General features: G+C 43.7%; 20 protein-coding genes and 1 other annotated feature (1 of these 21 running past the window's edge). Of the genes, 18 read left to right on the top strand and 2 right to left on the bottom strand.

Features of this window, described 5'->3' with window-relative positions; genetic code table 11:
- Positions 1-63 precede the first annotated feature (63 nt).
- The 12 genes from MKY52_RS30035 (at position 64) to MKY52_RS29980 (ending at position 13,308) form a co-directional block, all read left to right on the top strand.
- Complete coding sequence (locus tag MKY52_RS30035; RefSeq protein WP_341055544.1) at positions 64-783, top strand: SDR family NAD(P)-dependent oxidoreductase; 720 nt, start codon at positions 64-66, stop codon at positions 781-783.
- 353 nt (positions 784-1,136) lie between these two features.
- A complete protein-coding gene (locus MKY52_RS30030; RefSeq protein WP_042189097.1) occupies positions 1,137-1,895 on the top strand; it encodes a YveK family protein in 759 nt (252 codons plus the stop codon).
- A complete protein-coding gene (locus tag MKY52_RS30025; RefSeq protein ID WP_042189094.1) occupies positions 1,843-2,550 on the top strand; it encodes a CpsD/CapB family tyrosine-protein kinase in 708 nt (235 codons plus the stop codon). The genes MKY52_RS30030 and MKY52_RS30025 overlap by 53 nt, the downstream gene beginning before the upstream one ends.
- A 6-nt stretch (positions 2,551-2,556) precedes the next feature.
- Positions 2,557-3,792: an oligosaccharide flippase family protein gene (locus MKY52_RS30020; RefSeq protein ID WP_339241840.1), complete on the top strand. Its 1,236-nt coding sequence runs from the start codon at positions 2,557-2,559 to the stop codon at positions 3,790-3,792.
- Positions 3,793-3,824: 32 nt separating this feature from the next.
- Complete coding sequence (locus tag MKY52_RS30015) at positions 3,825-5,096, top strand: O-antigen ligase family protein (RefSeq protein WP_341055542.1); 1,272 nt, start codon at positions 3,825-3,827, stop codon at positions 5,094-5,096.
- A gap of 4 nt (positions 5,097-5,100) precedes the next feature.
- A complete protein-coding gene (locus tag MKY52_RS30010; protein WP_341055539.1) occupies positions 5,101-6,342 on the top strand; it encodes a glycosyltransferase family 4 protein in 1,242 nt (413 codons plus the stop codon).
- Positions 6,343-6,404: 62 nt separating this feature from the next.
- Positions 6,405-8,315: a polysaccharide biosynthesis protein gene (locus MKY52_RS30005; protein WP_341055537.1), complete on the top strand. Its 1,911-nt coding sequence runs from the start codon at positions 6,405-6,407 to the stop codon at positions 8,313-8,315.
- A 3-nt stretch (positions 8,316-8,318) separates the two neighbouring features.
- Positions 8,319-9,437: an LCP family protein gene (locus MKY52_RS30000; RefSeq protein ID WP_341055536.1), complete on the top strand. Its 1,119-nt coding sequence runs from the start codon at positions 8,319-8,321 to the stop codon at positions 9,435-9,437.
- Between the two features lie 24 nt (positions 9,438-9,461).
- Positions 9,462-10,088 carry a sugar transferase gene (locus MKY52_RS29995; RefSeq protein WP_143759584.1) on the top strand — a complete coding sequence of 209 codons (627 nt, stop codon included), beginning with the start codon at positions 9,462-9,464 and terminating at the stop codon, positions 10,086-10,088.
- On the top strand, positions 10,085-10,894 hold the full coding sequence (locus tag MKY52_RS29990; protein WP_341055535.1) for a GNAT family N-acetyltransferase: 810 nt from the start codon (positions 10,085-10,087) through the stop codon (positions 10,892-10,894). Before MKY52_RS29995 ends, MKY52_RS29990 begins: the two co-directional genes overlap by 4 nt.
- Positions 10,895-10,972: 78 nt before the next feature.
- On the top strand, positions 10,973-12,082 hold the full coding sequence (locus MKY52_RS29985) for a GNAT family N-acetyltransferase (protein ID WP_341055534.1): 1,110 nt from the start codon (positions 10,973-10,975) through the stop codon (positions 12,080-12,082).
- A 59-nt stretch (positions 12,083-12,141) separates the two neighbouring features.
- Complete coding sequence (locus tag MKY52_RS29980) at positions 12,142-13,308, top strand: DegT/DnrJ/EryC1/StrS family aminotransferase (protein ID WP_341055532.1); 1,167 nt, start codon at positions 12,142-12,144, stop codon at positions 13,306-13,308.
- Between the two features lie 4 nt (positions 13,309-13,312).
- Here MKY52_RS29980 and MKY52_RS29975 read toward each other — a convergent pair whose 3' ends face one another.
- Complete coding sequence (locus tag MKY52_RS29975) at positions 13,313-14,959, bottom strand: glycosyl hydrolase family 28-related protein (protein ID WP_188114681.1); 1,647 nt, start codon at positions 14,957-14,959, stop codon at positions 13,313-13,315.
- Positions 14,960-15,153: 194 nt separating this feature from the next.
- On the opposite strand from MKY52_RS29975, the gene MKY52_RS29970 reads away from it, so the two are divergent.
- From MKY52_RS29970 to MKY52_RS29945, 6 genes are all read left to right on the top strand, one after another.
- Positions 15,154-16,098 carry an NAD-dependent epimerase/dehydratase family protein gene (locus MKY52_RS29970; RefSeq protein WP_341055529.1) on the top strand — a complete coding sequence of 315 codons (945 nt, stop codon included), beginning with the start codon at positions 15,154-15,156 and terminating at the stop codon, positions 16,096-16,098.
- A gap of 27 nt (positions 16,099-16,125) precedes the next feature.
- Complete coding sequence (locus MKY52_RS29965) at positions 16,126-17,244, top strand: acyltransferase family protein (protein WP_341055528.1); 1,119 nt, start codon at positions 16,126-16,128, stop codon at positions 17,242-17,244.
- A gap of 354 nt (positions 17,245-17,598) precedes the next feature.
- Positions 17,599-18,654: an LLM class flavin-dependent oxidoreductase gene (locus MKY52_RS29960; RefSeq protein ID WP_341055527.1), complete on the top strand. Its 1,056-nt coding sequence runs from the start codon at positions 17,599-17,601 to the stop codon at positions 18,652-18,654.
- An 81-nt stretch (positions 18,655-18,735) separates the two neighbouring features.
- Entirely contained in the window at positions 18,736-19,416 is a 681-nt protein-coding gene (locus MKY52_RS29955; RefSeq protein ID WP_341055525.1) for a Crp/Fnr family transcriptional regulator, read from the top strand.
- Positions 19,417-19,528: 112 nt separating this feature from the next.
- Positions 19,529-20,341: a DNA alkylation repair protein gene (locus tag MKY52_RS29950; protein WP_341055523.1), complete on the top strand. Its 813-nt coding sequence runs from the start codon at positions 19,529-19,531 to the stop codon at positions 20,339-20,341.
- 252 nt (positions 20,342-20,593) lie between these two features.
- Positions 20,594-22,144, top strand: coding sequence for an acetamidase/formamidase family protein (locus MKY52_RS29945; RefSeq protein WP_341055521.1), 1,551 nt, complete (start codon positions 20,594-20,596; stop codon positions 22,142-22,144).
- Between the two features lie 76 nt (positions 22,145-22,220).
- Here MKY52_RS29945 and MKY52_RS29940 read toward each other — a convergent pair whose 3' ends face one another.
- The gene (locus tag MKY52_RS29940; protein WP_341055519.1) at positions 22,221-22,667 is read right to left on the bottom strand and encodes an Lrp/AsnC family transcriptional regulator; all 447 of its coding nucleotides are present in this window, start codon (positions 22,665-22,667) and stop codon (positions 22,221-22,223) included.
- 151 nt (positions 22,668-22,818) lie between these two features.
- Positions 22,819-22,954: a binding site (T-box leader), on the top strand (it continues 95 nt past the right edge of the window).

The raw sequence follows: 22,954 nt of genomic DNA, 5'->3' as shown, positions 1-22,954 counted from the left end.
TTCATGTCCTTCGATGGTAATATGATATAAAAATAGAATGATGCATATAGAAAGGACGACAGTATGAGAAACTATCTAATTTTGGGGGCAAGTAAAGGTTTGGGAGATGCATTTGTGAAAGGTTTACCTGAGTATGGTGATCGAGTGTGGATCGTCTCCAGAAGCAGACCGGGCAGTCTGGATCTTAATGATGGCATACAGCGGGTATGGATTGCAGTAGATCTATCGCAGCCAGATGCCGCACAACTCTTATCAAAGGGAATTCAAACGGAGAAGATTGATGTTCTAGTTTATAACGTGGGTATTTGGGAGAAAGAAGGTTTTGAGGATCACTATACTTTTGACAAGGATGAGACGAGTGACATTGCCAACATTATAAATGTGAATATAACTTCAACAATTACCTGCATACAGGCTGTATTACCTAATCTTCGTCAATCGGAAGCAGGAAAAATTATTCTAATTGGCTCCACAGCAGGACTGGATCATACCAATAACGCCCAGGTATCATTTGTAGCTTCCAAGTTCGGTCTGCGTGGCATTACACATGCATTACGTGAGCATGTTCGTAAGGATGGCATTGCAGTAACTTGTGTAAATCCGGGTGAGCTGGCAGCAGAAATTCCTTATGAGGATGGCGCGGAAAAAGCGATTGCAGAATATAGCGGCACAAGAATTCCTGTTCAGGACATTGTCTCCATTGTGAAATGTATCGTTAACCTCTCTAGCGCTTCCTGTGTCAAAGAAATTCATATTCCAGCAATGGCGGATTTGAATGCATAATAAATCTCATTTATCCGTTAAGATTTCATTAAGATTCAATACGAAGATAAACCATATAATTGGATTATAGAAATGTTATCAAAAAAGTGCTACATAAACGCGCCAACTAGCACGACGTATTATTAGGTAGTAGTAACGAAGTGAATATATAAGGCTGTCTACCAGTAGAATCTTACTAGTAAACGGCCTATTTCTGTTGGGATTTAATAGAGAGTCGGGTGGATTTTTTTAAAAGAAGGCTTATAAATTCCCAACTTTTTTTGGACATATATTGGGCTAACGAGAATATAACTATACAATAAAACACTTGTTGAAGAAGAGGAAAATACATTAACGGTTAGGAGAAATGAACGATGGAATTCGAACTAGGCAGCATTTTGAAACTAGTGAAACGTAGGCTGCTGTTCATCATTGTATTATGTATTGTTGCGGTCGGAATTGCTAGCTTCGTTAGCTACTATGTCTTGAAACCGAAATACGAGGCGACGGCTTCTATTCTTATTCAAGGGGATAGGCAACAGAAAGCAATCAATGACATTATGGCTGGGCAAAAACTAGTAACCACTTACGGAGAAATTATCCGAAGCAGTAGAATCGCTGAAGAGGTCGTTAGAAGACTGCAATTAAACATGACCCCTGAAAAACTATTAGAAAAAGTGAAGACAAGAACAAGTAGCGAGTCACTCGTGACGACGGTAATTGTATCGGATTCTAATGCTCAGCGGGCAACGAATATTGCGAATGGCTTTGGTGAGGCCTTTAATGAGAACATTCAAGCGATTATGGGGGTAGAGAATGTTGTGCTTCTTGACCGAGCCAAGGTTCCTTTCGAGGCGATCTCACCCAAGCCAGTATTCAATATGGTCGTTGCTTTTGGACTTGCATTGATTGCTGGGATCGCATTTTCCATACTACGGGAATTGGCGGAGAAACCTGTGAAAAGCGCCAAGAATATTCAGTTGGATTTGCAGCTTCCTCTTCTGGGAACGGTGGGAAAATTGAAGCCGCGGAAACGGCGGGAGAAGACGAAATCCAATTCAGTAGAAGGAGCCAGCAGACATGAAGAAGAAAACGCCAAGATTGTATTGCCTGGAACAACCGAAATCATCTAATGGTGACCAATTCAGAACGATACGATCTAATATTCGTTATACCCGAGTTGGTGGAGAAATTCGATCTTTATTAGTTACAAGCTCACTTCCAAATGAAGGTAAATCAACAGTGGCGATGAACTTGGCCATAGCGATGGCAGAAACGGGAAGAACTGTGCTGCTGATCGATGGGGATTTGCGTACACCAACGGTGCATAAGGCATTCGATCTACCCAATTGGATCGGATTAAGTAGTATCCTAGTGGATCAAACCCGTGTGGATGATTGTATTTTCCCTATTGAGGGATCAGAAGGACTTTCTGTAATGACATCGGGTCCGATCTCCCCAAATCCAGCTGACTTACTAGGATCAACAGGAATGAAAAGGTTATTTGCAGAGCTTAGTGAGAGATTTGATACGATTGTCATCGATTCTTCTTCGGTGTTAATGCCTTTTTCGGATGCTCTTATCTTGGCAAAGATGACCGAAGGGGTACTGTTAGTCGTAAAATCCGGGAAAGTGCTCTTAAAGCATACCAACTCTGCAAAACAGATCCTTGAGCAGCAAGGAGCACATATTTTGGGAGCGGTTTTGAATTATCGAAAAAGTAGCAAACGTTACAAGATTCGCGGTGAAGATTTTGCCGATTGGGCCTCAACTTCTGGGTTGGTCTAACGCATTATGACACTTGCTTCTCTTCGTTATTTATTCGGAAATATCACATACGCAGGCGCTCAATTCGTGATTGTAATTTTGCTTAATAAATTTGGCTCATCCGAAATCGTTGGGCAATATTCGTTAGGGCTTGCGGTGACTGCTCCCATCTTCATGCTGTCGCATCTGCATCTGCGTTCGGTCTTGATCGTTGATACATCTGGAAAATATCTTTTTGGAGATTTTTTTGGCCTTCGTCTCGTGACAACCGCAGTTGCATTCACGGTTACAGCAGGTTGTTGCATCCTTAGTGGTGCTGATTGGAATACAGCTTTAGTCATATTTTTCATAGGATTGTATAGAATTGTTGAGTCGGTCAGCGATATTTTATTGGGTATCGTTCAGAAGCAGGAAAGGCTAGATCAAATCTCTTTTTCGAGAGCTGCTAAAGGATTGTTCTCCATACTTGTCTTCGCCCTCGTATTTATCCCTACTCAGAGTCTCATTCTAGCGTTATTAGTCATGATTATCGGATGGTTAGCAATAACCATTGGATATGATGCTCGCAAAGCGAGAGTGCATACGTCGCTCAGGCCACTTTTTAACAAAAGACGATTATGGGGCTTGCTGCTCGTAAGCTCACCCCTTGGCGTGGTGCTGGCGTTGATGTCACTAAATACAAATATCCCACTATACGCGATTTCATATTTTAAAGGAGAACATGACTTAGGCATATACGCTACGCTCTCATACATGATCGTTGCCTGCAATGTTGTTGTGACTGCACTCGGTGAAGCGATAACACCACGTCTTGCCCGTTGGCACGCTAGCGGACGACATAAGGAGTTCATCTCTTTACTCAGTCGAATGATTGCCATGGGTATAGGAATTAGTGCGATCGCTTGTTTGATCGGGTGGATCTTTGGTCATCAGCTACTAACTCTTCTATTCAGTCCAGATGTGGCTGCTGAGATAGGTTTATTTCATTGGTTGCTCGTTTCTACCCTATTGGTATTTGTAACGTCTTACCTGTGGTATGCCATAACGGCTACCGGGAAGTACAAAGCGCAGATTCCCTTGTTTCTGTGTTCCGTGATCACTAATGGGCTTTCTTGTCTAATATTCGTGCCTATTTTCGGGGTGATAGGTGCTGCGGTGGGGGCTAGCTTGGCCTTATTCGTTCAGATGATAGGTAGTGTGATCGTACTTTTCTTGGTAATCCGTCAGGCAAGGAAACAGGTACAACGGGAATTGGCCGCATAGAGGCAATTTCTCATAGGAAAGTAGGGGCTTGTATGACATCTGTACTCGTTGTAGGGAAACCCTACACCATGCGTAATTTATTTCTGTTTGCGGTTATGGGTTACATCATCTGCCTTCCGGCTCAAATTGATTTCGGTGGCGCGTTTCGAATCGCACCCTCTGACCTTTTCTTAATGCTTGGTTTGTTTGCAGCAGGTTTACACCTCAAATTGGACCCGAGGCAGTTCAGTTCATGGCATTGGGGGATGTTGTTTATTTTCGTCCTTGCTTCATTTGTATCCATTTGGCGCAATGGATTCATTACGCAATACGCTCTATTGCAAAAAGATTTTGGGTTTATACTCCTACTGCTGACTTACATCATGCTTGTTCAGGCTGTAGAAAGCTGGGATCAGTTATATAAAATGCTACGAGCTTTTTTGATCAGTGTGCTGATCTTCAATGGCGTCGCTTTGTTCGATTTTTTTAGTGGAGTGAAGGTTCCGTTTATGGTGCAAGACGGTCGCCTCTCCGGGATGCTAATTGATCCGAATGCATACGGCGGATTACTAGTTACGGCTTTTGCCATTCATATCATGACGAGTGGAGACGGGGTGAAGCTGCTTAGGGGATGGGTGAGTACGCTAGCGACGATCACCTTAGCCGGGGGCATAATAATGACTTTTTCGCGTTCGTCATGGATAGGATTGTTCCTTGTCCTGCTTACATTACTGCTGACTAATCCTTCTCGACTTCTCAAGATCGGCATGGGGTTTAGCGTCGCGTTTGGAGTATTGCTGTTGTATAAAGGTACAGCTTATCTGGATGTGCTTGGGAATATGGCCAGCAGACCCTCGCAGATTCAATCGCGGCTTGACATCATTGGGAAGGCTGTAGAGTGGATCGCTCAAAGTCCATTATTAGGGATTGGACTCGGTAGCTATAACTATGAACTGCGGATTATTATCCATAATACTCCGATCTGGTTTATGACAGAATTTGGTTTGTTGGGCTTGATTGTGTACGGCGGATTCATGATCTGGTTCTTCATCGTTGGGATCCGCTCTTATCGCGCGGCAGATAGGGTGAACAGACCGATCATTATGGCATTACTGCTGTCTCACGCAGCGATGATTGGACTTTCGATGGGTATTGAAGCCTTATTCCAGCGGTATTGGTGGTTCATGATGGCTATGAACGCAGCTTGCATCCGATTAACGAATACGGGATGGAAAGGAGTGCAGCGATATCGAACCAAGGGCACTGAAAAGTCAACGGGTCGTAACCTACGACAACAAACAGAACAAGCGCAACAAGCGCAATAATAAGGTGTTCGGGAGCATACCTGCTGAAGACTGTGGGCCGGTAAGAGTTGCTTTTGTAGCCTCCATTTTTGGGCATTTTGAGAGTTTCCATCTACCTTACATGGCGTTATTGCAGCAAAAAGGTTGTGAAGTGCATGCTTACGCGCAGCCCGGGGAAGCGAGATTACGGTTAGAAGAGAAGGGGATCGTGTGCCATGATGTGCCCATTCAGCGTAGCCCATTACAGATGCAGAACTGGGCGGCGCTAGGGATATTAACGGAAAGCTTCAAGGAGGAGGGGTTCCAGTTCATCCATGTACATACGCCAGTCGCTTCGATTCTCGGACGGATTGCGGCCCATAAAGCAGGTGTACCTTGCACATTGTATACAGCGCATGGTTTTCATTTTTTCAAGGGAGCTCCTCTTCTGAACTGGATGCTTTATTATCCGCTCGAAAGGTTAATGTCCCGCTGGACAGATGTGCTAATCACCATAAATAGAGAAGATTATGAACGTGCCCAGAAATTTTCTATACGGAAAAAGGTGACTTATGTGAGTGGTGTAGGACTTGATCTCCAGGTTTACGGCAGTGAACAGAGTCATCCTGAAACTGCGTCGGAGAAGGCAGATAGGCGACGCCAACTGTTTGATCTGCCGAAGAGTGAGCATGATGAACCTCCCTTCGTCATCCTATGCGTTGCTGAATTGAACGCCAACAAGAACCAGAAGCAGTTGATCGAAGCGCTGGGTCAGTTGGGGTCTCAAGCAGGCAACATCCATCTGGCTTTTGCGGGTACAGGACCGTTCGAGCAGACTCTATTGGAACTTGCTAATCGGCTGGGTGTCAGCGATCGGGTGCATATGCTTGGGTACCGTAGAGATATTCCGGATCTACTCAGAGCATGTGATGTTGCTGCACTTGTGTCTTATCGCGAGGGGCTACCTCGGGCGATTATGGAGGCGATGGCAATAGGGAAACCCGTTATAGGTACGCATATTCGGGGGATTCATGATTTGATCGAACATGAGTCAACAGGCATGTTGGTTCCTGTTGGTGATATTACCGCTACCGCTAAGGCTTTTACTCAATTACGTGATGATCCAGCATTAACTACGGCAATGGGAGAAGCAAACAAGGAGAGGATCATTCGTTACGGGTTGCCTGCGGTGCTCCGTGAAATGGACTCGATCTATATAGAAGCGCTAAACAAGGAGGAAAGAAAGCGGGTTCCGTCTGAAATGCATGCCAGCCTATCGGGGGATTGAATATTCACTCTCACTTAAAAGGCGAGTAAATGAATTTTTAGTTAATTAGGGAGAAAGAAGTGATGAGAATGCGGATCGTCCGTTTGGTCATGTTGGATGCAGGGATTATTGCGGCTTCAGTGTGGCTTGTGTTTTTACTTCGGTTTGATTTTCAAATCCCTGAGATGTACGTGTGGATGCTTCCGTGGGCAATATTGATTCACATTGCGGTGTATGCGGCCTTCTCATTTGGATTCAAAGTGTATAACAATATCTGGCGATACACCGGAATGAGAGAGTTACTGCAGCTTCTAAAAGTGAGTGTATTAACCCTCGTGGGAGTGATTGCTGTCAACGTATCCACCCATGCAGTAATTCCTTCCTATCGACTTCCGATTTCTATTTATTTTGCAGCGGGTTATGTGTTTCTGGGAATAGTTGGGTTACGAATGGTTAAACGTCTTCTAAATGATGGATTTGAGACAACGGGTGTGAAGGATGCCTTCGAAGGTAATCTTCTAATCGTTGGGGCTGGTAAAGCAGGAATCCTCGTTACGAAAGATATCAAGCATTCAAGGTTCAAATTTATGCATCCGGTCGCTTTCATTGATGATGATGCATCCAAACAAAAGCTGGAAGTAATGGGACTGCCAATTGTGGGTAACCGAAATTTCATTCCCGAGGCCGTGAAACAGCTGGACATTGCGTTCATTATTATTGCCCTCCCGACAGCGCCACATAACGACTTAATGGAGATTATCGAGATCTGCAAATCAACAAAAGCACAGATTAAGCTAATGCCTAGTATGACAGAAATTTTGGACGGGAAAATGGCAGTCAATCGAATCCGTGAAGTGTCCGTAAATGACTTGCTGGGTAGAACTCCTGTTGAGATTAATACTGAAGAGATTCGTGAGAATTTAGGGAGTGAGTGTATTCTCATCACAGGTGCAGGAGGCTCTATTGGCTCAGAACTGTGCCGTCAGCTAGCTGCGTATCGTCCGAAGGAAATGTTGCTGCTTGGTCATGGTGAGAACAGCATTTACCTGATTGAACAAGAGCTACGCCAGTTATATCCCGATCAGAAGATTCAACCTATCATAGCTGATATTCAGGATGTGTCGCGGATCGATAGTGTTTTTCAGAATTTCCGACCTACGATTGTGTATCACGCCGCTGCGCATAAACATGTGCCCCTTATGGAGATGAATCCGGTGGAGGCGGTTAAGAACAACGTGATCGGAACAAGGAATGTAGCGGAAGCGAGTGCCAAATATGGTGTTAAGCGGTTCATTCTCATTTCTTCGGACAAAGCGGTTAATCCAACAAGTGTTATGGGAGCTACGAAGCGAGCGGCAGAAATGATTATTAATGATCAGAATTCATCCAGCAAAACGGTTTTTGCTGCTGTCCGTTTCGGTAATGTTCTCGGTAGTCGGGGGAGTGTTATTCCGTTATTCAAAAGACAGATTGAGAGTGGTGGCCCGGTTACGGTTACCCATATGGATATGGTGCGGTATTTCATGACGATCCCTGAAGCAGTGCAATTGGTTATTCAGGCGAGCGTACTGGCACAAGGTGGCGAGGTGTTCGTGCTTGATATGGGTAAACCGGTTCGGATATACGATCTAGCAAGAGATTTAATACGTCTGTCGGGCTTAGAACCCGATAAAGATATCCCTATCGTGGTCACGGGCATTCGTCCTGGAGAGAAATTATTTGAGGAACTCCTGACAGAAGAGGAGGGATTGATGGTCACTAATAACTATCGCATCATGATCAGTCGGCCTCAAAGTGTTTCCAGATCCGAATTGAATTTGGTCCTTGGTGTGCTGGAGAATTTGTGCAAACGGTACGAATTTGTGCCAAGCAGTTATCAGATTAAGAAATTATTAAAGCAGCTTATTCCAAGCTATTCGGGCTTTCAGGAAGAACCACAGGTGGCTACTCATGAGCTTGAACGGATCAAATCCGAAGTTCATGCGGGGATCTAAGTGATGAAGTCGTTTATGAGTAGATGGAACAAGAAATTGCGTTTGCGTGGCAAGAGTGACAAGAATTTCACAAGAAAGCAAATAGTCATGCGGCGAATTGGAAGATTCGCCCTGATTAGTTTTCTGGTTGTGATTGTAATTGGTGGCATTTGGATTAGAGGGGTATTAAATGCTGAGCAGCGATTTCAAAAGGCTGCCCTTAATCCATTAACGATACCTAACTCGAAAATTTCTGCAGTACCTGTGGGGAAGACGCAGTCGGATGGGACTCCGAAAAGTCCAGCAAATTCGGATGGCGTGGTAGTACCATCGACTGAACCAGCAGCATCGCCAGAAGCAACCGATAAAAAAACTTCATCCTTTAATGTTGTATTAATTGGAACAGATACGTGGGGTGGGGAAATCTCGCGTGCAGACACGATAATGGTTGTGCATGTAATGCCGGAACAGCGGAAGGTGAACATCGTCTCTGTACCGCGCGATACAAGGGTTTATGTACAAAATGTTGGATACACCAAAATTAATCATGCTCATATTGTTGGTGAGTCCAAAGGTGGGAATGAGCAAGGAACGTTGACGCTCATTCAAGCGGTGAGCGACTTTATGAATATTCCCATTCATCATTACATCAAGACGAATTTCTCTGGAGTTCGTGATTTCATCGATTCAATCGGTGGGATCGACATGGTAATCGATCAGGATGTCACAATAACCCCAGAGATTACCATCAAAAAAGGCGAACAGCATTTGGATGGTGTGCATGCTCTCTACCTTGCTAGGGCGCGTTACTCTACTCCGAACGGTGACTTTAGTCGTCAAGAGGAGCAATTCAATATCGTTAGAGCTGTGGCCAATAAGCTGTTGAGCCCTGAGCATCTTCCGGATCTGGCGGGATTATTGCTCCATGAAAAGAAAGACATTATCGATACAAGCTTCAGTGACAGTGATTTGCTTAGCTTAGCTTGGTTATTCAAGGGAATAACTTCCGAGGACTTTAAATACGAGCAGATTCCAGGCAACAACAGTTTTGGTTCTGATCCGCTAGTCAGAACTAAGGTGTACTACTGGAGTGCTGATTTAAAACAGGTGAACTCACTGAAGGAACGTCTTTTTACGGATTAAGAGAAAGGCGGGAGGAGTACTAACATGTATCGCCATATGAAACGAGGCTTCGATCTTGTGGGAGCGATCGTTATGTTATGTATATTTAGTCCAGTCATGGCTGTGGTGGCGTTGTTGATTCGAATGAAGCTTGGAAGCCCAATCTTGTTCAAGCAGCAACGACCAGGACGGGGAGAGAAACCCTTCTTTATCTACAAATTTCGGACCATGGCTGAACTGTATGACACGCAGGGTCAGCCGTTACCAGATGAGCGACGATATATCAAATTTGGCGGAATCATCCGGAAGCTAAGTCTGGATGAACTACCACAATTGGTGAATGTTGTGAAGGGAGAAATGAGTCTGATTGGACCAAGACCCTTACTCATGCGTTATAGCCCATATTATTCCGAACAGGAGAGGCTGCGTTTCTCAGTAAGACCAGGAATTACGGGATTAGCACAGGTGTCAGGACGTAATACTTCGTCGTGGAAAGACCGGCTTTCGTATGATGTCACCTATGTCGAGAATTTAAGTTTCAGACTTGATGCGCTGATATTATGCAAGACCGTCTTGAAGGTGATTCGCCAAGATGATGTTGTAGCCAATCCAGGTCGGCATAGCCTGCCTCTGGATGAGTATAGGCTGAATAAAAAGGAGGGCCAGGCATGAGTGTGCAGTTTAGACCGCTGCATGAAGACGATATACATCATGCATGCCGGCTCTTGAAGAGCAATTTACCGGAGCATGTGTACAATCAAACGATATTTGCTTGTACGGGTTATCCAGCATATCTACAAGCGGCTTGTAAGTGTGGAGGTCATTCGGCCACATTGTTGATTGGAGCCTATATTGGAGAAGTACTCATTGGATTCGCGGAATGGCGAAGAATGGAACAAATATTGGTTCTGAATAATTTAAATGTGGATGCGGCGTTTCGCAAGGACGGTATTGGCGGAATGCTTATGGCGTACGGAGAGAAATTAGCCAAGAAGGACGATATTAAGAAGTTGGTACTGGATGTGTTCTCATGGAATGAACAGGCGCATTCTTGGTACCTTCGGCTTGGCTTTGTAGAAGAAGGACGTACTTATTGGTATGTGAGGGATCTGGATCGTTCATTAACGGCTAGCGCAGATGTTATTGCTTCTGGAGCGGATATAGATGATGAAGAAGTGAATTACATTATTGATGATTACCCAATGGCAGAGGCACATCATCTAAAATACGGATTTTCTTCATTTAGGATTAGAACGAAGCAGAAGACTTCAGTTGTGGGTCGGCTCGGCGAGCAGTATTTTCGCATCCAACTGCAAAGTGATGAGTGGGACGGCGGATATCCACTAACCGATGTGTTACTCGACCTTGACCGGGAGAGAAAGCTGTTATTGCTTTCATCCGATGCATTCTTACGTGAGAGAGACGCAGCGCTAAGCTTAAGCACTGAAAGTATACGTATGATCAAGATATTGGATTAGCAGCGAATGCTTCCAAAGTAAGTTTTGTCGAAGTACCTCAAGGAAGCGTGCGCTAACATAACTTTTAGGAGGTGACGTATGAGTGATTTCATTGTGCTTAATAGCTCGCATTCTGAAGAATGGGATGCTTATTTGAATCAGATGGATAGTAAGGATATCTATTTTTCTGCAGATTTTTTTCGGCTGTTTGAGGATGATGATCATCAACAGGCAGAGCTGTTTGTTTTTAAGCAGGGTGAGAAGCTCATCATTTATCCTTACTTACTTCGCTCCATTAGCCATCTTCCCGCAGTCATCCAGCTGGGACTTGAAGGAGAATGGTATGACATCAGCACACCTTATGGATACGGGGGGCCAATATCTAATGTGCCTATAGGAGCGGAACGAACGGAATTGTATCGACAATTCAGTGATACGTTTACAGATTACTGCAGAGAGAAAAAGATCATGACCGAGTTTGTAAGATTCCATCCTTTCATAGGCAATGCCGCTGAATACCAAAAAGGGCTTACTACGGAGCTCAATCGGAATACAGTATACATGGATTTGACAGTTGGCTCAGAGTCAGTGCTAATCCAGAACTATGGCAGCAATCATAAAAGAAATATCCGTAAATTAAAGTCAGCTCCATTCACCATTCGAAAGTCGGATCTTAAGGATCGGATCGAGCCTTTCATCGAGTTATATTACGGGACGTTAAATGATTTACAAGCAGATCCCTTTTATTATTTCCCTCGAAAATTTATAGAAGATACAAGCCTTATGCCAGAAGGACGGGTAGCGCTGTTTGAGGCGATGGATGGGGAGAGGAGTGTAGGGGCAAGTATTGTACTCCTTGATCGACCATGGATGCATTATCACTTATGCGGTTGGGATCGAGCTTATCTGCAGTGGTCACCCACCAAATTTCTCATCCACGCAGCAGCCGTGTGGGGGATGGAGAATGGATACGAAAAATTCCATCTCGGTGGGGGATATAAGGGGAATGACGAGTTGTTTCAGTTCAAGCTAAGATTCGCTACTCAACTAGAACCACTAGACTATTACTTAGGTAAGCGAATATTTTTCCCTGAGGTGTATGAACGAATGATTACACTCTGTGACACTGGGGTTGCGGGAAATTATTTTCCGCTCTACCGGCATCCATCTCTGTTGAATCAAAATATCATGGACCACGCTCTGAAGTAAGACAATAAGATATGTATTCCATTTGGATTAAAGCATCCAAATGGAGAAAGGAGCAAGGCATGAGTATTCGTCAACCAAGCATTCTACCACGAATCTTGTTATCCCCACCGCATGTAAGTGGACGTGAACAGGCTTATTTGGAGGATGCAATTCACTCTGGCTGGATCGCTCCCATCGGACCACAAGTCGATGCTTTCGAGCGGGAGATGGCCGACTATACAGGTTCAAAGGGTGCACTTGCGTTAAGCTCTGGAACAGCGGCAATTCATCTCGCACTACGTCTTGCTGGCGTTTCTCAAGGAGATTACGTGATTTGTTCGACGCTCACGTTCGTAGCTAGTGCCAATCCTATTTTATATTTGGGGGCTACACCTGTATTCGTAGACTCAGAACCAGAGACATGGAATATGTGTCCACTAGCCTTTCAGCGGGCCTGCCTGGATTTGAATGATAGAGGGATACTGCCTAAAGCAGCTGTTGTTGTCAATTTGTACGGGCAGAGCGCAGACATGGAGCCAATTGTAGAAATCGCGAATCGTTACGGTATTGTTTTAATAGAAGATGCTGCGGAATCCCTCGGTGCCTTTTATCACGGAAAGGCCAGTGGTACTTGGGGCCGCTTCGGAATCTATTCTTTCAACGGGAATAAAATTATTACAACCTCAGGTGGAGGTATGCTTGTATCGGATGATACCGATGCATTAGATCAAGCCCGTTTCTGGTCTACCCAAGCACGTGACACTGCTCCACACTATCAGCATTCCGAAATGGGTTATAACTACCGGCTAAGTAACCTGTTGGCAGCCATAGGACGAGGGCAACTGGAGCTACTTGAGGAAAAGGTCGAACGACGTAGATATATTTCTCAAGTGTACTCAGATCGATTGGGATCCATTCCGGGTCTTCATTTCATGCCGGAAGCGCCAAATTGTCGCAGTACACGCTGGTTAAGTGCGCTAACGATTGATGAAGAAATTGCAGGCTTCTCCGCTAATCAACTCTTAAAGTGCCTGGAATTCAACAATATAGAAGCTAGACCTGTATGGAAACCTCTACATTTGCAACCTCTGTTCGAGAACGCCTTCTATTATCCATACATGGAGGGACATAGTGTATCTGATCAATTGTTCACAAAAGGTGTATGTCTACCTTCCGGTAGCTCTTTATCGGATGATGATCTGGTACGCGTAATGGATGCGATAGAGTCTTGTATTCAGAACCACTGAAAAATTACTTAGCAATCCATCCGTTAGCACCGGTTCCGCTTTCCTTCACATAAAAAGTGGCTTTCGCTACACCATCTGTTCGCATAGCCAGACTGCCAATCGGAGCGGTAATCGTTCCCTCAGGCGATCCTTCCACAATAAATACTGCAGGAAGTAATGTTCCACCAACGAGTCGGACTGCCCGTTTGAAGTTGCCATAGGTAGAGAACCATTCAGTTAAAGCATACGGATTATACAAGGTACCAAGAGAAGTACCCTGCATGGCAACCAAAGTTTCGAATTCTAGAATGCGTTTTACCTTTACAGAACGGGTATCGAACACTGCTACATTGTTCAGGTGCAGGAAGGGCTTAGCTGCACCATAAGATGACGCTAGCACGACTTGATTCGTCCCGCTGTTACGGACAATCATATTGTCGACAGTAACCATCGCGTCAGACTCTGTTGTGAATAATTGTAAGGTACTGCCCGTTAAGTCCTGTGCATCTATCGTCCCCACATAAAGATCTCCTCCGTCGATTCGGACTCCGCTTGCTAAGGTGGAACCCGAGCCGTACATCCCTAACGAGCCGATATGCAATCTTGGTTTTCCTCCAGCAGCATTAAACGCAGCGTAGATCGCAGGGCCGCCGATTCCATCGAACCTTGCGCTTCCGATATCAATAAATTGTGAATAGATCGTTTGTAGACCGTAATTAGCTTTATGATCCGTCGAGCGAATAGACAAATGGCTGATTTTTAGCGTCAATCCATAGGACAGCAATGCTGGACTTACTGATCCACTTACACGCATATCTAGTGAACCGATGTCGAGAGTCCAGAGTCTCGTTATCTCATCTGAAAGTCCAGTTGTCATATCATTGCCGAAACCAGTTGTTGTCAAAGAGTCGAATCGCTGATAAAAGCTACGCGTTCCCTTGAAGATGTCGGGTTCTACATCGAGTGAATTGGCGCCATTAAACCCAGGTGCACCACCTCGACTGTTATTTAATACCGCTCTGTTGACATGAAGCTGGTCTACAAAATGGACTACAAAGTTCTTTCGACCAGCCGTTTCACAGTACGCATATCCGATATGCACATTAACGGATGGGATATCTTCTGTCCCTCCAATGAAAATATTATCACCATAGCAATCATGAGAGTACACCGATTCGATCGTTATATTTTGCGAAGAAGAAATGAACAAGCCATGAAGTTGATCGTTGACGGCTGTTTTAACAGTCGAAGCACTTCCGTCTATTTCGAGGCTGCCGGATATCGTGATGTTTGAGGCATTTAACATAACAAGAACTCGAGTATCCGATGGTGGGTTAGGGGCAAGCACCAATTTTGAGCCGGCATCAAAGCTTAGGTTAGTTCCGGTTGGAATACGAAGACACCACCAATCTAGGACTGAAGGGTTACGCATGTGGCCGGAAGAGACTTTATATACACCAGGCGGAAAAATAACAACCTTGCGTTTGGCATTTCCAGCATTAATTGCATTTTGAATCGCGACGGTGTCATCTTTGGTACCATTCCCTGTAGCTCCATAAGATCGAACATTCACGTAACCGTTAGTTTCAGGATCTAATTTAATAGAAGTGACTGCTCCGTCCGCAATAACGGACGTTGTTACAGAGTTATCTGGAATAGGTGCAGTTGCCATATACTTCACTCCTTTATTTTTTGATTTGAAATATAAGGCTAAGTTTCACGTTATAAATCATCCTTATATTTCTACGAGTAACGGTTGTCGTCCATAAAGGATGACAACATCGTTTCTTCTTAAGTATTTTATGTGAACTTTTCTACAGATGCATGGTACAAAGAGCACTTTACAGGGCGAAAGGAGTTTTTTATTTGAAGGTATTAGTAACTGGGGGGCTTGGTTTTATTGGGTCGCATGTTGTTGACCGGCTTATAAGAGAGGGGATCGAAACTGTAATTGTAGATAATTTATCGGGTGCTTCCGGCTCATTCTATAGAAATCCTTCCGCTCTTTTATATCCGTACGACATTCGGGACGAGACACTGGGTGAAGTCTTTATCCGTGAGAAACCGGATGCGGTCATTCATCTGGCTGCACAGATTGACGTAAGAGAATCTCAGCGCAATCCATTGTTTGATGCGAATGTGAATATTGTTGGCACACTTAACGTCCTGCGGATGTGTGAGGCGCATCAGGTTGAAAAGATCGTGTACGCCTCGTCGGCCGCTGTATACGGTAATCCTGAATATTTGAGCATTGACGAGAAACATCCCTTAAATCCTGAATCTTGTTATGGGGTATCAAAAAGTGTTCCTGAGTCTTATATTCGGATGTTTGCCAGCATGCATGGGCTAAAGTACACCATTCTTCGTCTTGCGAATGTATATGGACCTCGACAAAGCTCGCATGGTGAAGCTGGTGTCGTTTCGATTTTTCTGGATCGCATAAAGCAAGGCAAGGAGCTTGTGATTTATGGGGATGGAGAACAGACCAGGGATTTTGTCTATGTTGAGGATGTTGCACAGGCGTTTGTAAATGCGGCTTGTACAGATGAGAATGCGGATAATCAGATCATAAATATTAGCTGCGGGGTGGCGACCTCCATTAATACGATTGTAGAAATGATAGGCGGTATTACAGGTCGGGAATCCCAGACAACCTATGAACAGGCTCGACCGGGAGATATTCTTCACAGCTACTTAAACAATAGTAAAGCAAACGAGTTGATGTCCTGGTCTCCTCACCATGATCTTCACCAGGGACTCAAGAAGACGATTGCAGCCCGATTGACTGTAGGCAGTGCTGTGGACCATTAATCGCAAATATCGAAAGGGGTTATCCCCATGGAAAGAAAATTAAATTCGGAAATGTTTGTTCTACGAAGTATAGCCTGCTTAAGTATAGCGCTGTTACATGCTTTATATCGAGTCTATGAGGATGGGAACACGCCTTGGGTAGAGTCAGTGGGTCTACTGCTTACATTTGGCACACCGGTATTCGTATTTATCTCGCAATTCGTATTGTCTTTTGCATACCCGGACGGAATTCCCGCGAAATTTTGGGAGAAACGGATCAAGTATATTTTGCTTCCTTACTTTTTTTTCGGAGCTTTGTACGCAGGGTTAAAAGGATTGGATATGGCGAGCAGTGAGGGGATTCCGCTTCTTCAGGCTTTTTGGTACTTTCTCTGGCGTCATTGGTTACTTGGCGATTTTCATGGCTACTTTATCCTAATTATCTTTCAGTTTTATGCCTTGTTCCTCTTATTTCAAAAGCATGCCAAAAAATTCACTCCACGCTCTATACTGATTGCGTCATTCGTTATAAATGTGGCTTATTTAGGTTTTTTCAATTTCACCAAACCCGTAGATACGGTAGCTGCTCAATATATTTGGGATAAATTGTATTGGGTTTTCTCTCCGGGGTGGATTTTCTACTTTACTGTGGCTTATTACTTGGGGCGAAATGAGGCTTGGTTCCGGGAAAAATTAAAACAGTTCCGTTTAGCTGTCTACGTGCTTCCAGTTGTAACAGGCGCGTTTGTGCTATTCGTGAATGGGCAAGGCTGGATTACGGCACATAGTTCCAAGAGAATTGATATGTTACTTTTCGCCATGAGCATGATTCTACTACTCTTCACAGTGGCTTCTTCATTGAAAAAAGTGCCGCGTGTGCTGGAGTGGAGCAGTAGATACTCCTTCGGCATATATTTGCTTCACCCGTTGTTGTTGGCTTTATTCGTCAAACTTCCTTCTTCGTTCGGGTTGCAAAACCTTGGACTATTCAGTGTGCTTCTCCAATTTGTCGGATGTGTGGTAGGATCGGCGATCATCATGAACATAGCGAATCGTATTCCAGGCGGAGCCTTTGTGTTCGGTCGAGTCGGGATTGGAATCAATCACAGAAAACCTCCGAAACCGCTGGATAAGCCCATAAGTTCGAGTATAGGGAACATGAACTAGCTAAAAATAGACCACTAAATTTCCGTTTTTCAGGTGATTAGTGGTCTTTTAATATTGTCTTGGCTCTTACATCGCACTAGTTTCGGACCGTATGGTTCTCATTTCCATAAAAACACACATTGTGCTACTGGTTTTGAGCAAAAAGCAGCATCTGAGTCCGATAATCTCGCAAAATGGACAAAATCATTAAAATAAGGGCTCCTCAGACCGATCAATAATCGAGGGGATCTGAAATACTTGGAATTATCGGTGAATCCTATTATAATGGGTTTCTTGATTAAATGTAATTATGAATATTCAAACATTTACATCCAGAGAATAATGCATCGTGCAGAACTTTAGGAGGAAACGAAAGTGGAACTTGGAATAAGTACCTTTGTCGAGACAACGCCCGATGTCCAAACGGGTGAGACAATAAGTCATGCGGAACGACTACGTGAAGTAGTGGAGGAAATTGTACTTGCCGAAGAGGTGGGACTAGATGTATACGGAGTGGGCGAGCATCATCGTAATGATTATGCGGCTTCATCACCTGCGGTTGTGTTAGCTGCAGCTGCATCGTTGACTTCGAAAATTCGTTTGACCAGTGCCGTAATGATCCTTTCTTCAGCAGATCCCGTACGTGTATTTCAAGATTTTGCAACGCTAGATGGCATTTCGAATGGACGCGCAGAAATTATGATCGGCCGCGGCTCGTTTACAGAGTCTTTTCCATTATTCGGCTATGATCTGAAAGATTATGAAGAACTCTTTAATGAGAAGCTGGAATTGTTATTAGCCATCCAAAAGTCAGAAAAAGTAACCTGGAGTGGCAAACATCGAGCAGCCATAAACAATCTGGGGATTTACCCGCGTCCGGTTCAAGATCCGTTACCGATTTGGATTGGGAGTGCAGGCAGTCCAGAGTCTGCGATCCGCACTGGAGCATTAGGTTTACCTTTTGTATTAGCTATTATTGGAAATGTTCAGCCGCTTGATTATACGAAGCATGTGCAGCTCTACAAAAAAGCAGCGGCTGAAGCCGGTTATGATCTTTCAAGCCTGCCTATTGCCTCACACTCACACGGGTTTATTGCTGAGACTAATGAGTTAGCACTGGAGAAATTTTTCCCTTCAACGCATGCTCGGACCAATGTGCGGGCGAAGGAAAAAGGGACACCGCCATACCATCGTTCTGATTATGATGCAGCATGCAGCTTTGATGGCGCTCTGTACGTAGGTGATCCAGAAACCGTTGCGAACAAAATCATTCATCTTCGCAAGCATGTGGGAATTACGCGATTCTTTTTACATATGCCCCACGGTACAATGCCTCATGAGGATGTTATGCAGGCGATTAGACTGCTGGGAACGGAAGTAGCTCCTCGTGTTCGTGAAGAAGTAGCGCGCTGGGAAGCAAGTAACAGTTAACGAATAAGCTGCGTCCTTAGGACGTGGCTTTTTTTGTGCGGTATACTAAAATAACGAATAACGTTATATAAGGGAGGGGCAATGGAGACTATTCATTATTTATCTCAATTCAATTTGCTTCAATCGTTAGCGCTGGAAGATCTAATGGAAATGGAAGAGTTAACTCGAATAACAGTAGTCCCGAAAAATACATATATCCAGACACCGACAACCTTCTCTGAAGGATTATTTTTTGTGAAAAAAGGAAAGGTGCGTTTATACCGATTGAATGCGGATGGGAAGCAGTTTACTTCGGATATTCTGAGTGAGGGTAATGTTTTTGGTGAAATGAACGTGATTTCGTTTGGAACCAAAGATCATTACATTGAAGCCATGGAAGAGTGTCATATCTGTACAATTGATCCTGTTAGATTTGAAGATTTCGTAGCTACTCGACCTAGATTTTTGATGTCATTAATGCAAGTATTGAGCGATCGTATAAAAAGTATGAGTCAGTTAATTCAAAACCTAGCCATCGGAAATCTGCATGATAAAATATTGTGCGTTCTTTTAAAGCTATCGGATCAACTAGGCGTTAAAAGTGAGGATGATTATTATAAAATCAATGTTCCACTGTCACATCAAGAAATCGCCAATTTGATTGGTGCGAGCAGAGAAGCGGTTACTGTGGCATTGCAAGAATTGGTAAAAGCTGAGGTGCTTCAGACTGGGTTCAGATCTATACGTATCCATCATGATAGGATTTTGGAAAGAAATTTATAAAGATTATGAGCTGTAAATGAGATTACATCTTTATGGTTAGAAATACCCGTATCCTAGATATAAGAAGAAGGTTATCCAAGCCTTTAAAATCATAGGTGAAGGGAAGATTTCTATGGAGAATAGGAAGGGAGCTCGAAAAGTTAGCGATATTCCTGCTGATGTTGTTGGACTATTGCATAAAGGACAATTACAGACTGTAAATCTAACGGAATGGCTTGCTGTGGACCATATGGTTTTGTTGGAAAATGTGCTGGACGAGCTAGGTTTTGGACAGGAATCCGAACCAATTTTAAAAAGGCTTCGCGATTCATCGGAAAAGAAAATCATGAAGCTCATACCGGCTATCGCGCGGGAGTGGCAACAGGTATTGGAATGTAAATCAGAGGTGGAACAAGTCCGAGTATTCTCAGCATTAGCGCAGCATCGTTCCGATAGTGTCCGCTGTTGGGCTGCCTATATGATCGGTCTAAATCAATCTTTAAGCCTATCGCAAAAGCTAATGGATATCCGTCCCTTTGCAGCGGATGATCATTTTGGGGTACGTGAGATTTCATGGATGGCTTTAAGGGAATCGGTCATTGCAGAATTGGATGAATCCATTAAGTTCTTAGAGAGCTGGGTTCATGATCAAGATACGAACATAAGGAGATATGCAATCGAATTGACGCGGCCACATGGGGTATGGGCGAAGCATATTACTGCGCTAAAAGAAAACCCAGCAATAGCACTTCCATTATTAGAACCACTTAAGTCAGATCCGGCAAAATACGTTCAGGATTCTGTAAGTAATTGGTTGAACGATGCGAGTAAAAGCAATCCAGACTGGGTGCAACAGCTTAGTGAGAAGTGGTTAATTTCTTCGGATTCCAAGGAAACGAAACGGATTGTAACACGGGCAACTAGGAGTATTACTGATCTACGTTGAAAATGAATTGTCGCTTTAGAATGGATGATAAACGTCAAACACTATGGCTAATTAGCTAATAAGTGTTGGCGTTTTTTTATTGTAACGAAGAAGGAGGCTTGGATAATTAAAGATATCTAATAGTTCTGATTTATTATTTAAACCTAGAAGCGTATAAATATTTATATTGTTAATCTGGAATCCTTCTGTTATACTCAAAAACACAAAATGTTATAAAATATAACATTGAATTGAGTTTAGGAGGATTTGACTATGAAAAGACAAACATTTCTGAAGGTTAGTGTCATTTTATCGACGGTTTTGTTAGCTGACTCGTCAGTCGGTGTTATTTTTGCTGACACGCTGGAAAGTGCGTATAAACCGAAAACGCATGTTCTAAAGGCGAATTCGGAGACTGTTCGCTGGGGGAATATTGGTAAAGGTGACCCAGCTTTAACGGTACAATCGGGAGATATTGTGACGGTTGAGGCTATTACGCATCATTCCGGTGATGACTACGATCGAATGATTAAAGGGGATGCGGGTGTTGAAGATATTTTTCACTGGATAGAAGGGGAGAAGAACGAAGCGCTGCGTGGACCAGGCGTACATATTATGACGGGACCTATCGCAGTAGAAGGCGCTGAGCCAGGGGATGTTCTGGAAGTGAAAATTCTGGACATGAAGCTGAGACCTAATGGAAATGACAAATACGCAGGTAAAACCTATGGCGTGAATGCCGCGGCGAACTGGGGTTATCTATACGGAGATATGGTGGAGGAGCCGAAAAAACGTGAAGTGGTCACTATCTATGAGATGGATACTGAGGGTGGGACGGATTATGCAACAGCTGTTTATAACTACAAATGGACAGTGCAAACTGATCCGGATGGTCAAGTGCACCCGACAATCGACTACCCAGGTGTTATTGTAGACCATAATACGATTGATAAGAATTTTGATGTATTGAAAGGTGTGAAGATTCCAGTACGTCTCCACTTCGGTACGATGGGTGTGGCGCCTAAAGAAGCGGATATCGTAGATTCAGTACCTCCTTCATACAATGGTGGCAACGTTGATGATTGGCGGATTACAGAAGGTGCTACGATGTATTATCCTGTATCCGTACCGGGTGCGTTACTGTCGATTGGTGATCCGCATGCCGGTCAAGGGGATTCGGAGATTAACGGCACAGCAATCGAGACATCAGTCACGGGTGATATTCAAGTCATTCTTCATAAAAAAGCAACGCTTAACAAAAAACTGAATGGGTTAAGTTTCCCATTACTAGAGAATGAGAACGAATGGGTTGTACATGGCTTCAGCTACGCGAATTATTTGGAAGCGCTCGGAGCAAGTGCACAAAAGGATATCTTTAAAAACTCTTCCATCGACAAAGCGATGAAGGATGCTGCTCATAAAACGAAAGATTTTCTAATGGGTGGCATGGATTTGAGTGAGGATGAAGCGTACTCACTGATGTCTGTGTCAGCGGATTTTGGAATTACACAGGTGGTGGATGGAAACTGGGGTGTGCATGCTTTGATCGATAAAGGCCAATTCGGTGATTCGGAGCGCAAGGCAGTGGCATTACGTAGCAGCTTTGAAAGCTTTGGTGCGAAGGTGAGCTGGAAACCGGATACTCAGACAGTAACTATAAGCTACAATAATAATGTTCTAGAGATGAAAGTCGGGGCGACGACAGGAATGTACAATGGAGAGACAGTGAAACTTGTAGCCCCAATAAGTGTTGTGAACGAGAAGGTTGAGATCAGCGAATATTTCGCGAAATTTTATAAAGCTAAGCTATCTAAAACAGAGTAGGTCGAATTAGCAATCATTTCATAATCATAATAAGATCCAAACCAGAGAAGAACCGTCTTAAAGTCGGTTCTTTTTTTTATATATTTAGACCATCCTGATTTTTGTGGCGTTTTAATAAGATTTGGTTTTCTACACGGACTAGACCATCCAGACAGTAGATGGATTCATGCATAAACCGCTCCATCTCTTCAAGGTTCTCAACTAGAATGTGAATGTGAAGAATGCATGGCCCTGTCATTTCATAAAGTACGGCTACGCGTTCATTTTCTTTTAGGACTCTGACAATATAATTTAAATGGGCAGGCTCCACTTCAAGCTCTAGATACGCCGAAATTTTCTTTCCTAATTTTTCTGCGTTGATGACGATTGAGAATTGCTCAATAATTCCTTGATTGACGAGCCGATCAATACGATCCTTAACCGCAACACTTGATAAATTAACTTCTTTAGCTAGATCGGTGTAGGAAATTCTGCTGTTTTGAGTTAGGCGTTCTAAAATATGATTATCGATTGGATCAAGCATACGGAGTCGTTCACCTCTTTTTTTGTAATTGTAACAGAAAAAAACAGGCAATGACTAGTAGTGCGTCACAGCAGGAGTGTGTCTCAGCATTCTCAGCTTAAGATGTTGACATTGAAGAATTATTTCACTATACTGGCTGTAATCTTATATACGATATACGTTGAAGAAGCCCAGTAGTAGCTTAGTCCCTGTTTCAGAAAGCTGGGGGTTGATGAAACCCGGTACACACTAAGAGTACGAATTACACTTTGGAGTATCTCGGCTAACACCGAGCGGAATGGCGAACG

Origin of the sequence: Paenibacillus sp. FSL P4-0184 (assembly GCF_038004625.1) — a bacterium.
GTDB lineage: Bacteria > Bacillota > Bacilli > Paenibacillales > Paenibacillaceae > Paenibacillus_AQ.
The sequence above is the reverse complement of the archived record's forward strand: the minus strand, read 5'-3'. Positions and strand labels throughout refer to the sequence as shown.